Consider the following 11,463-nt stretch of genomic DNA (forward strand, 5'->3'; position numbering starts at 1 on the left):
GGAGACGAGGGACACCTGCGCAGGAAAGTGATGAGCCACTGGAACTGGTGGAGCGAGTCGCGGCGATCGACATCGGCAAGAGCGGCCTGGTGGTGTGCGTGCGCGTCCCCCATGACGACAAACCCGCACGACGCCGCCAGGAGGTACGCGAGTACACCACGCTGACCGCCTCCCTGCTCGCCCTGGCCGACTGGCTGCGCTGCCAAGCCGTCACCCTGGTGGCGATGGAGGCCACCTCCGACTACTGGAAGCCGGTCTACTACCTGCTGGAAGCCGAGGGATTCACCTGCTGGCTGCTGAACGCCAAACACGTCAAGAACGTCCCCGGCCGCCCGAAAACCGACAAGCTGGACGCAGTCTGGCTGGCCAAGGTCGTCGAACGAGGCATGTGCCGGCCCAGCCTGGTCCACCCCAAACCGATCCGCCAGCTACGCGACCTGACCCGCTATCGGCGCAGCCTGGTGCGCGAGCGCACCCGCGAAAAACAGCGCGTGGAAAAGCTGCTGGAAGACGCCCAGATCAAGCTGTCCAGCGTGATCAGCGACATCTTCGGCATCTCCGGCCGCGAGATGCTGGCCGCACTGATCGGCGGACAACGCGATCCCAAGGTGTTGGCCGCGATGGCACGCGGTCCGATGCGCTCGAAGATTCCCCTGCTGCAAGAAGCGCTCACCGGTCACTTCACCGATGAGCACGGCTTCTTATGCCAGATGATGACCGATCGAGTCGATGACCTCACCGCCCGGATCGAGGCCATCTCCCGCCGGATCGAGGACAAGATCGCCCCGTATGCCGCCGCGGTGGCTCAACTCGACGAGATCATCGGTGTCGGCACCATCGCCGCCCAAGAACTCATCGCCGAGATCGGCATCGACATGAGCCGCTTCCCCACCGCCGGCCACCTGGCCTCCTGGGCCAAATTCGTGCCCATCGACAACGCCTCCGCCGGCAAGAAGAAAGGCGGCTCCACCGGCAAGGGCAATCCCTGGCTCGGCGCCACCCCCTCGGCGAGATCGTCGCGGTCACCTCCCGCTCCAGTACCTTCCTCGGCGAGCGCTACCGGCGACTGTCCAGACGCCGCGGACAAAAACGCGCCATCGTCGCCGTCGGCAATTCCGTCCTCACCATCGTCTGGCATCTGCTGTCCGACCCTGAGGCCCGCTACTGCGACCTGGGCCCCGACTTCTACCAATCTCGCATCGCCACCAGACGCCGCGAACACGACCTCGTCCGCCAGCTCGAACGCCTCACCGACAAAACCGTCACCCTGCAACCAACCGCCTGACTCCAACCCGCCCCCACAAAACCCTGACCCGACATCACCGGCCAGGGCTCGCTGCCGCCTGCCCACTAACGCACCGATTTTCGAGCCAGGCGGAGCAATCACCGTGGTCGGGTGGCGGAGACCATGCTCAGAGGGTGGTGGACGGTAGCCGAAGTGAGCCCGTGTGTGGGGACGTTGCTGTCAGCGCTGCTGTCACCGTTCTAGTGAGACCCGCGAGATCGTTCCGGCCTGTAGGACCATGTCCTCATGTCAGTGACCGAGTTCGCCGGCGTGACTAAGGACAAAGATCGTGGCATCACATTCAAGGGAGGGCTGTACGAGTTCCGGACCGAGGAGGATGCCCACGTCTGCCTTCACGACACCGATTTTAGGCGCCTGACCTACGAGCCTGGCAGGCCGCCGACGTTGGAGCTGGAGTTCGTCTACGACCCGCGGTGGACTCCGCCCGAACTGTCGAAGACGCCTGTCGTGGTCTTCCGGTTCGAGGACGTCCGCCTCGTCGAGTGGCACGAGAACCAGGAGGGGCATGACCGCGTGGCCGCTGATCCTGATGCTCCACCGGGGCAGGTCGGGCAGTTCGACTGGGATGGCACGGACATGTTCACGCTGGACACCTTCATACTGCGCCTGGTCTTTCACGCGCCGCGAGCAGCGGTGACCGTGCGCGCGAAGTAAAGTGGGGAACCCGTCACGACCCGCCCGCTCGAATTTCGGACCTCTTCATCACGAGTTGGAACACGATAGTCCAGGATCGTCCACGACTGTCTTCCGGACCTGGTGGAGCGGGTTCTCGGGACTTCTCGGTCCACGGTCGTTCAGGTCCGCCCAGGCCTGTTGTCGGCATCCGCGGTAGCGGAATTCTTTACGCCGACGGCGTCAAGCGTCGGTGGACGGTCTCTCCGATCCACGGCGACGCAAGATCTATGCTGGGTCTGTGCCGCCATGTCTCGACGTCTACGTGTGGGTTCCAGAGCCCAACTGCGAGGTCTTCAGGCGATTCATCGATGACTACGTCGACATAGACGCCCCTGGCGACGAGCGGTTTCACGCTTTCAGACAGGTTCATGTCCTGGGCATCGCGAACGACGCAGACGACAAGATCCTCGACGAGTTGCGCCGCGACGGGGACGACGCCTTCACGCTCTACCTCAGGGCTCGCAACCACTACCAGGCCGTCATCACGGTCACTCGTGACGGGGCAACGGTTCTCGGCCTCAGCGTCGATGCCCCCGACGACCTACCGGAAACGCTCAGGCAGGGCGAACAGCTCGTAGAACAGCTACGACAACAGTTCTCTGCCCCGGCCGGACTCGCGGGAGTCGAACTACCTCCGGCCACAGACCGCTCCGAATGGTACGAAGAAGATCTCGTACTGCTTCGCACTGGCCAACTCCCCGCGTTTTGAGTTGGACACCACCCACCATCTGATCCGTAGAGAAGGGCGGATGCCTCGTCAGGGGCATCCGCCCTGCTCAGGTGGTGGTTGCGGGGCGGTGGAGGGCGATCCTGTAAGGCGGTGTTGCTGTATCGACTGCTGTACAGCATTCCTCATCCCTCGTGAGAGGCTGCGTGGCCTTTCGCCGAATCGGCGTCGAGCGATTCCCTCGAGACTGGCTCTGAGCCAAGATGATCCAAGCATCGTGACACGGGAGGGCGCATGATCGTGTTCACATATGCGGACTGTGATGCTCCGCTGACCTTACCCGTGTCGCAGGTCGCGCTCCCCGCCCACGCCCATCAGAAGCATGGCTATGAACTGCTGCTCGTGCTCATGGAGCCCAGGACCTACACGGTGGACCCGGAACCCTTCGGACCACCGTGGCGGCGGTGGGAGGAGATCGGCGCGGAAGAGGCAGAGGCCCGCGGTGTGTACGCGCCGGTCTTCACCCCGTCTGCCGCTCGACGCAATCGGCGGCCATGAGATGTCATGTCCGTGTGAAGATCTTGGCCGCCAAACTGGAGAGAGCGGTGGATTGCAGCAGGCTTGCTGCCGCTTCGGCTGATGCGGCGACCATTCGTTGAATTGGCCACTCAGGCATTTCCTGATTCGCCATGACGGCGTTGATAACTATCTTGGCGTCTTGGCTGCCATTAACCTGAATCTGTCGATCGCTGCCGCCATAATTACGCACCACCCCCAGTGCGTCTATGATCCACTGACGTGCCCGCGACCGGGCTGCGGGCTCATTGCGGGGATCGTCGCTGACGAGGTCTGGAAAATCTGTTGCCATTGCTCCTGTCCCGTCCGGAGCGATCTGAGCGATGATCGACAAAGCCTTGAACCGGACGCTCCCGTCATCGTCTGGCTCTTCCTCGCTGATAATGATAGACGCATGTTCTCCGGCTCTTTCGAGCAATCCTCGGGCCAGTTCACGTGGCGTACAGATATAACCGCCTTTGCCTAGATGTGCGTTCACCTTGGTCGACGTCAGCTCGGCTGCCTGACCGACAACATTCAAGATCCCACGCACCGACTCATAGAGATCACCGTCACCGTCGAGAGCCGCTTCAAGTGCGTGGTGCATATCATCATACGCATCGCCGTCCTCATCAAAAGAGTACGAGCTCCCGTCATCCGGGTCGGTCAGCGCCTGCGCACGCACGAATTCCCTCATGGCAGCATGTGTAGCCGCTGGCATGTCAACGCTGTCAACAGCTGCCCGGACCGGCCCTGCCCCCGCCATCACCAGCGCCGAATACACAAGCTGGTGAAAGGTGCCGATGTCACTCACAACGATGTTGATGAGCCACCGGCCTTGTTCGGTGTTCAACAGTCCGGGTCTGCTGATCGCAAGCCAAACTGCGGCATGAGCAGCAGCCGCGCTTTCCAGCTGCTCTTGATCATGGTCGATGACTGCACCAATTCGTTCGGTCTCCAGCTCGGCTAAAAGTGCCACAACATCGTCGTCGCCTAAATCATTCAGCAGTTCCCAAGCATTGCTTACGTGAGCAAGAGGGGAGGCGAGTGTCGCCAGCGTTCTCAGCCCTGCCCACAGCAGCTGCCTCAGCTGGTCGGCACTGCGCTTGTCAACCTGCCTGGATGTCTCACCCTCGCGGACTTGGTTCCAGTCGAGTTCATGCTTTTCCATGAACTTCTCGATAAGCAGGTGACCACGCATATCGTCGTCGGTCCAGCCTTCCGTTGCGTTCCCACGAGCCGTTCTGCGAGCTCTACGCAACAGGTCGGCAGCGAGTGCGAGGTCCCCTGCCCCCTGGGCGGTCAGTTTGGTGGAAGCGCCCAACCGTGCGTCAAGCTGGGCAGCACGGATTAGCAGCGTCCCCAGAGCTTGAACGAAAGCACCTCTCCATGGATGCTCAGCGGCACCTGCGGCAATGTCGTACGGATCGACCGCCGGACTGCCCACCCGTCGGCCGGGCTCCCACAGTGACCGGACGGCACCGGCAAGAAGGTACCGAGCGTTCATCGCGAGAAGGTCCTTGTCCAGAAGCGCCTCCGGTGGCCAATGCGGCCGAGGTTGCTGTTCGTCGTCATCGAATGGGGGGAGCCAGTTGTCAGCGTCGTAGGGCTCGTCGTATCGAGAAACATTCATCTCGGCGACGGAGTAGGCGAGCAGTTCAGGGCTCCACGTGGTCAGGTGGCGGCCGAACGCGGCAACCGCGAGCGCGGCTTGCTCGAGTTCAGCCCCCACCAGCAAGACGTAGATGATCGCCCCACCCGGATACCCCAGGATGCGGTAATCCTGGATCGACCCGCCTTCCTCGTGCTCGTCGTCCGGCTCATCCTCAGGTATGACCCGCGGCGAATCCCATCCTGCCTGGATGGCCGCTGCAACCGTATCCATCAAACGATCTACATCCACCGGGGCTGGGTCCCCGCTGGATATCGTGATCTTTCCGAGGTGTGGCATGGCGCCTCCCTGTCTGTCAAAAACTTCCAGGATGCAGAGAATTCAGCCCGTGACGTAGCTCATTCAGTGGCCCATCGCTTATATCATCCAACCCATTGAATAAGGTTGCGAGTGCCGAATATTTGCCCGTACAGCTCAGGGCCCGATGCTGCCTGAGGTGGCAGCGAGTGTCTTGAGGCGGCAACTAGTGGTGCGGTGGCGCGAACTTCCCTATCCGTGTCGGTGCTGGCCGCTATGGTCGTGGTCATGTTCAGCGCATACAGCCAGAACAACATGCTGCTGTCGATGATGGAATGCCTGGTTGGAGACGGCGTTGACCTGGAGTCGGCCAGGAGGGCGTTCGAGTCCACCAAGGGTGACTTCACGGCGAAGTTCACCGCTGCGGTACAGGCACGGTTTGCTCAGCTGGTCGAACCAGAGTTGTTTATTGACGTGCCCGAGCGCCCCGAGGAACTTCGCAAAGGTGATCTGGACGCACTGGTGCGGCCGGCCGCCGACGGCTTCCTTCGCTCATATCCGACCAAGGACGAACTGCTGCGCCAGGCGGATCGGATCCGCCGGCGGCAGGAGCGGCGCCCACCGTGGATCCCACGCCTGGACCGACACGGCAAGCCCATTCCGGAGCCACAAACTGACTCGTCCGATGCGGAGGCTCTTCCCGGACGGCCGCTGACGGTCACTGCCTTTGCCGAACTCGGGGAGGTGACAGTCCTTCTGCCCGCTGCTGACTGGGAGCGGCCGGAGCTGGCCATGATGTCCGGCGGGATCGGGGAATGGGAAGCGGCTCTGTACACGGTCCTGGGTGTCACCAGCGAGCAAGGGCCCGCCGCGACTGTTGCGATCGACGCGCAGGCCAACGAGGCGCTGATTCCTGAGGGTGTGCGCTGGTGGTCGACCGAACCGGCACAGCCGCTGCCGGCAGCGCAGGATCCAGGAGTAGCAAGTGAGCTGCTGGCCACCTCGACGAGTCTTGGCGGGCTGTCAGTTACCGACAACGCGCACCAAGACATCGAGACGCTGGCCATCGCTCTCGGGTTCGCGGGCGACTGGCGATACAGTGCCCGTTGGCTGCTTGACGCATGGGACTCCAGCATGGATGTGGGCACGCTTGCCACCGCCCGCGCGGCCATCGCCGGCTGGGCGGGGGAGGGCCGAAGCGGATTGATCGTGTACGTGTATGGCGGGGCCCTGCACGGCGCCGAGGGTCTGATCGGCGTCCCCGGTCCACTGCACAGCTACCTGCTGTGCGTGAGCCGCTCTGCCGACGGTACGGACACAGTCGACACGGTGCAACGGGCGATCCTCTCGTGTCCAGGGGAGCACTGGTGCCACCGCGGCGGCTGTCCCATGGCCGAGTTCCCAGAAGCGGACGCGCTGCTCGCGTCGATCGTCGCCATCGGCGACGTCACCGGTGTGGCCGACCAGGACAAGGGCTGGGCCGGGGAGACCTACCAGCAGTTGTATGGCACTCGCGGCGTCGATGATTACTCGGAAGCCGTTTTGGACTGCCTGGAGGCGGAGCTATCGGGCGATGGCTGGGTTGAGTTGGAGCGAGCGACGTGGGAGGGCGGCATGGAGCAGTCGTTGCTGCGCCGAGGCGTACACTGCTTGGCCGCCTCCTACGATCCGATCACCCGCCAGCTCCAGTTGGCCGATGGCAAGCCCCATCTCGATGGCATACTCGATCTCCTGGCAGACGATGGTGTGCTTATCGGCGATGACGACCACGCGACTGTCGACACCAGCGAGCAGGCGGTCCAGCAGTGGGGTACGGATATCCTAACCATTGCGGAAGATTATTTGCGCGGCCTCATCAACGAGTTGCGGCAACTGTCTGTCCCGATCCAGGGCGCTTTACTCGGACTGCATCCTCATGCAGACGGAACACTTAGCGCTCCGGAATCGACAGCACTCGCAAAAGAACAACTCGCAGTCCTGGTCCGCACTGCCGGGCTGTTTAGCAGCGAATGATCTAGATGGATTTCAAGTTTTGGACTTGTTTGGCTATGTCCACACGTCGGCGAATTTCGGAAGTTCCAAATCCTTGATCCCCTTAGGCCAGACGTCACCCGGTTATTGCGATCAGCAAGATCGAGGCCAACTGCCTCGCACCCACTCAATCTCATCCGCAATAATTTAAAGGAGCACTGCCGTTCTCATTGGGACAGGGGAACGGTGACTGGAGCTGGAGTAGCCCTCCATGTAAAAGGAGCACTTCATCTTCACTTCAGTCGTTCAGTGCGCGATTGTAGCGAAGCGGTATATTCCCTCGCATTCTCGTATGCTTTCCACGCTGTTCTAAGATAATCCAGTCCTCGGTCGTCCGGTTAGATGTATTGCGTGAGACCTTAAGAGACATTCCAAATTTTTCGTCCAGCAACTCTCTGCAGACTTCTGGCGCTGTTCTGCCGTTAATCCAGTCAAGCTGCAAAAGCACCCCATGCCTCATTCCGCCGTTGTCCCATACGTCAATCCATCTAGGCTTCTTGTCGCCTCTCAGTTCCGGATAGAAGACATGTACTCTGCGCATAATTCCGCTACAGAGACGAGAACTGCCTATACGATCGTCGCGAAAGAACTCTATAGCCTCAGTTTCATGCTTCGTCACTAAATCCGGCGACTCTCTATGAATGTAGTAGGGGCTTTGGATAAGTTCCTCCGCGATTCTCAATGCCTTGCGCCATTGTGATCGCATGATCGTCTCACGAGCACCGCGAAGACATATATATGAGTCGCTGCCAGGGCGGTAGAGGCGCATATGTCGCTCATGAATCTCAAATCATGAACCCGGTATGCCAATTATATTGTCATCGTCTGCCGATTGAGCGTTGGGGATGATTGCGGATAAAACTCCCGGGAGATCCTCCCTAGTTACAGCTACAGTTAGACGCTCAGCTTCCGGCTGCACGTACGATATGAGGGCCAAATTGCTACGACTCGACTCTGGCGCGTCGTTCGTGAAAATGCTGGTTGACAGCGTTCTGCGCATGGCAAGCAAGAAATCTGTTTCCAGAATTTCTTGATCGAGGGAATTTGCATACGGTATTGGAATAGTGCGTGGGGAGCTTCCTTCGGGGGACTGAAGCGCCGCGCGAAACGGCTCCCCTGTGTATGCGGCTCGCTTCCGCGCCATGTCGTGGATGTGGACGTACTTCATCGTCGTAGCGGTTTTCCCTGTGAGCAGCGGTCCAGAATATCTGCGCTCCACCCCTGGAGGAGATTGATGATCGCCTTGAGGTCATTCCTCCGACTCCCTATGAAAGGGAGAATTGCGAGAGCGGGAAGCATCGGCAGGATAATCAAAACAAGGGGAATGTGGGCTAAAACAGCAACAGCTGTACGCGCCCACGCCGCTGCGAGAATAGCCTGCGGCTGGAAAAGGTCAGGGAGCTGCGGATTGACAACCATCGCACACCGATCAGGACTGCCCGGTCTCAGTCGCAATCAGGAACGACGGCCTACATGGAGCAACTCATGTCGGTTGTGGGCCTGACCACCAGTGAATGACCGGGAGCACTAGCACAGGCAGGTGACCGAATGAACCTGCCGAGATACTATCGCAGGCGATTGGACGTCGTACGACATTCCCAGAAGCGACGCCGCAATCCTGTCCACGACCTTCCGCTTCTCAGGCGGACCAATCACTCTGGCCGGGTAGAAGAGACCGTGGTCAGAGGGTGTTGGACAGTCGCCGAGGTGAGTCCGCGCGCGGGGACGTTGCTGTCAGCGCTGCTGTCACCTCGATCGTGATCACCACGTGGCACGTTCCCTCCAGGAAACAGCCGCGGTAACGACCATCTGAAGCGTGGCGTGCATGGCAGGCATCCGGCTTTGTGTTGATACCTTCCACTATTAGGAAGAAGACCCGGTTCGTGCGGCGCCGCAGGACGGCTGCGGCATCATGGCCAGGAGGTTCCCGCTTGCCTGGCACGCGAGTACGTCCCCATGTCGCGCGAGTGCTGGAACGCACCCGTGCCATGGTGTTCGTTTTCGACAGCGTCATCTGCAACCTGTTCGCCGGTGTGGACACGTCGGCGATCACCGACGACATCCGCGCACGTCTCCCTGCCCCACATCGTGCGCCGCTGCTGGACAGCATCGCCTTCCTCATGGCGACCAGTCCGTTGTGGATGGTGGCCTACGCCCACGAGGTCAGTGCCGCCCACGGCGACGAGGCGGAGGACATCCTGCGCGCGGCCGAGACGACCGCAGTCACGACGGCCGTTCCCACGCCCGGCGTACGCGAGGCTCTGCTGGCCTGTCAGGCCAGCGGTAGGAGCATCGCCGTGGTGGGCAGCCGCTACTCCGCAACTATCGAGTCCTACCTGGACCGGCACGAACTGAGGCAACTGGTGGGACCGATCATCGGCTACCGGCACCACCGTCCTTCGAGTAGGCCGGCGGGAAACGCCCTCGTACACCGAGCGAGGAAGGCACTGGCCGTGAAACCCGCCGAATGCACCGTGGTCGGCGCCTCCACTCAGGCGATGATGATCGCGGCGGACCTCGGCACCCAGGCGATCGGCATCGCCGGCCTGCGTGACAGCCGCAAGCACATGACCCAGATCAACGGCTCGGTCGTCGTCTCATCCCTACCCCACTTGGTCGACGCCCTCGCCACGGTCCCCATCAGTGGGGGCACCACATCCCCCATGTAGCGTGACCGCCTCCAACGTGACCATGAGGAGCGGCCTACCCGTATGAGATCACCTGTACGGGGCCGCCGAACGAACGCCTCAGTGCGACGGGAGCACTTCATTACGAGTTGGAACACGACCGTCCAGGACCGTCCACGGTCGTCCAGGGCTGTCCAGATCTGTTGTTAGCACCCGCGTTAGCAAGATCACTTGATTGGGTGCTCGTGTGGGAGAGGGTCACGCACCTTGTCGATGCACCGCTCACTGCTTGCGCCGAACCTGGCGAAGTTACGCCGTCCCCGGATGAGGCTCAACTCGTAGTTGGGACCACCACGGACCTCGTCGGCGTCATGCTCGTCCTGTCCGTCATCCTCCCAAAAGCACACCGGGCAGACCTCGTGCATGCCCCGCTCCTCAAGCGTGAGGAACCCACAGCACGGACACGAATAAGGCTCGTCGCCCTTTGACCGGTGGACGTTCATGAAGACCAATTGTCCAGGGTAACGTCCTCGTCGACCGACCCGAAGTGTCGGTAGCTGATCATCTCATTACGAGTAAACAGCACGTCCCGGGTCGGCAGGCCCACGCACTGGTCGAGTGGTAGATGTGGGCCGGTGGCATGTGATCGTGTAAGGCGGTGTTGCTGTACGGGGCTGATGTACAGCACTCCTCGCGGCTACGGCAGGACTGCTCCATCACTGCTAACTGTGCAGAATCTCCATGACCTGAAGCACGTCAGTGCTGCTCATGACCGCGACCAGGGCGGCGGAGATGACGGGGACGAGGGCGATTCGCTTCACGAAGATCCTCTCGACTATCTCAATTGCTACAACGAGTAATGAGATTGTCATTCAAGGTGAAGGAGTCGGTCTGCGTATGGTCTAGATCGTTTACCGGAAGTATCGCCGAGGTGATGAGACAGGCCGTGCGGTGGTCGCCCTCTGCGAAGCGGAGAACACCGCGACGTTCCTCGACCGGTTCCGGCTCGCCGGGGACGAGGTCCGGACGGCCTGTCCGCGCGTGACCGGCGGCGCGGGCCGCGCGTTCACTTGAGCGGGTCGTGCCCCCAGTTCATGAGGGAGTATCGCCAGCGGGTCTCCTTCACGTCCCCGGACGGCCGCTGCGTCAGATGACGGCGGACATAGCCGATCACCTTGCGCATGTGGGCGTAGTCGTCCTCTCCCAGGTCGTCCTTCCGCTTCCGCAGGATCTCGATGATCCGGCGGCCGGACCGGTGGCCTGTCGACTCCTCGCCACCTGACTTGTCCCCGACGCTCTTGGACTCCTCGGTGTCCAGCCAGCGTTCCAGTTCCGCGGCCGTCATGTTGACCGCCTGGTCGAAGTCCGCGGCGATCTGCTCGCCGTCGTCAGTCATGGCGATCCTTCCTGCGCAGCGCCGACGGCTTGTGCACGGCGGTCTTGCCGCTCTTGTCGCTGCGTACGAGATACTGCGGATCGTCGGCCGAGGCGTCCACGGTACGGCCCGCTTCCTCGGTCCGCTCCGTGATCTTCTTCTCGACCCTGCCCGAGGTCGACGAGCCGTGGCTCTCCCACGTGACCTCGTCACCCACGTCGAGGTCGTCCTGCCTGCGCTTGTCGGTCATGGCCGACCTTTACCCGTACCCTTTCGAAACCCATCGCGCCGGACTCGAACCCAGGCGCTTCGCTGGAT

At 61.6% G+C, this 11,463-nt stretch carries 10 protein-coding genes; 6 read left to right on the forward strand and 4 right to left on the reverse strand.

Annotation, left to right across the window (positions count from 1 at the left end; translation table 11 throughout):
* Positions 1-47: 47 nt before the first annotated feature.
* From ACFY3D_RS24120 to ACFY3D_RS24135, 4 genes are all read left to right on the forward strand, one after another.
* Positions 48-1,433 (forward strand): IS110 family transposase, encoded by a 1,386-nt coding sequence (locus ACFY3D_RS24120; RefSeq protein WP_389982812.1) that lies wholly within the window; start codon positions 48-50, stop codon positions 1,431-1,433.
* A gap of 98 nt (positions 1,434-1,531) precedes the next feature.
* Positions 1,532-1,960, forward strand: a complete 429-nt coding sequence (locus ACFY3D_RS24125) for a hypothetical protein (RefSeq protein ID WP_389982815.1) — start codon at positions 1,532-1,534, stop codon at positions 1,958-1,960.
* Between the two features lie 259 nt (positions 1,961-2,219).
* Positions 2,220-2,690, forward strand: coding sequence for a hypothetical protein (locus ACFY3D_RS24130; RefSeq protein ID WP_389982818.1), 471 nt, complete (start codon positions 2,220-2,222; stop codon positions 2,688-2,690).
* 252 nt (positions 2,691-2,942) lie between these two features.
* Positions 2,943-3,206, forward strand: coding sequence for a hypothetical protein (locus tag ACFY3D_RS24135; RefSeq protein ID WP_389982821.1), 264 nt, complete (start codon positions 2,943-2,945; stop codon positions 3,204-3,206).
* A gap of 4 nt (positions 3,207-3,210) precedes the next feature.
* On the opposite strand, the gene ACFY3D_RS24140 is transcribed toward ACFY3D_RS24135, so the two are convergent.
* Positions 3,211-5,154: a hypothetical protein gene (locus ACFY3D_RS24140; protein ID WP_389982824.1), complete on the reverse strand. Its 1,944-nt coding sequence runs from the start codon at positions 5,152-5,154 to the stop codon at positions 3,211-3,213.
* Positions 5,155-5,400: 246 nt separating this feature from the next.
* Here ACFY3D_RS24140 and ACFY3D_RS24145 point away from each other — a divergent pair, with 246 nt between their 5' ends.
* A complete protein-coding gene (locus ACFY3D_RS24145) occupies positions 5,401-7,125 on the forward strand; it encodes a hypothetical protein (RefSeq protein ID WP_389982827.1) in 1,725 nt (574 codons plus the stop codon).
* A gap of 1,949 nt (positions 7,126-9,074) precedes the next feature.
* Positions 9,075-9,812 (forward strand): HAD family hydrolase, encoded by a 738-nt coding sequence (locus ACFY3D_RS24150; RefSeq protein ID WP_389982830.1) that lies wholly within the window; start codon positions 9,075-9,077, stop codon positions 9,810-9,812.
* Positions 9,813-9,997: 185 nt separating this feature from the next.
* On the opposite strand, the gene ACFY3D_RS24155 is transcribed toward ACFY3D_RS24150, so the two are convergent.
* The 3 genes from ACFY3D_RS24155 to ACFY3D_RS24165 all read right to left on the reverse strand — a co-directional run bounded on the left by ACFY3D_RS24155 (position 9,998) and on the right by ACFY3D_RS24165 (position 11,395).
* Positions 9,998-10,273, reverse strand: a complete 276-nt coding sequence (locus tag ACFY3D_RS24155; RefSeq protein WP_389983128.1) for a CPCC family cysteine-rich protein — start codon at positions 10,271-10,273, stop codon at positions 9,998-10,000.
* A 563-nt stretch (positions 10,274-10,836) separates the two neighbouring features.
* Positions 10,837-11,166: a DUF3140 domain-containing protein gene (locus ACFY3D_RS24160; protein ID WP_389982833.1), complete on the reverse strand. Its 330-nt coding sequence runs from the start codon at positions 11,164-11,166 to the stop codon at positions 10,837-10,839.
* Entirely contained in the window at positions 11,159-11,395 is a 237-nt protein-coding gene (locus ACFY3D_RS24165) for a DUF2945 domain-containing protein (RefSeq protein WP_389982836.1), read from the reverse strand. The genes ACFY3D_RS24160 and ACFY3D_RS24165 overlap by 8 nt, the downstream gene beginning before the upstream one ends.
* Positions 11,396-11,463: the final 68 nt, after the last annotated feature.

The sequence above is a fragment of the Streptosporangium sp. NPDC000509 genome (genome assembly GCF_042898365.1).
Lineage (GTDB): Bacteria > Actinomycetota > Actinomycetes > Streptosporangiales > Streptosporangiaceae > Streptosporangium.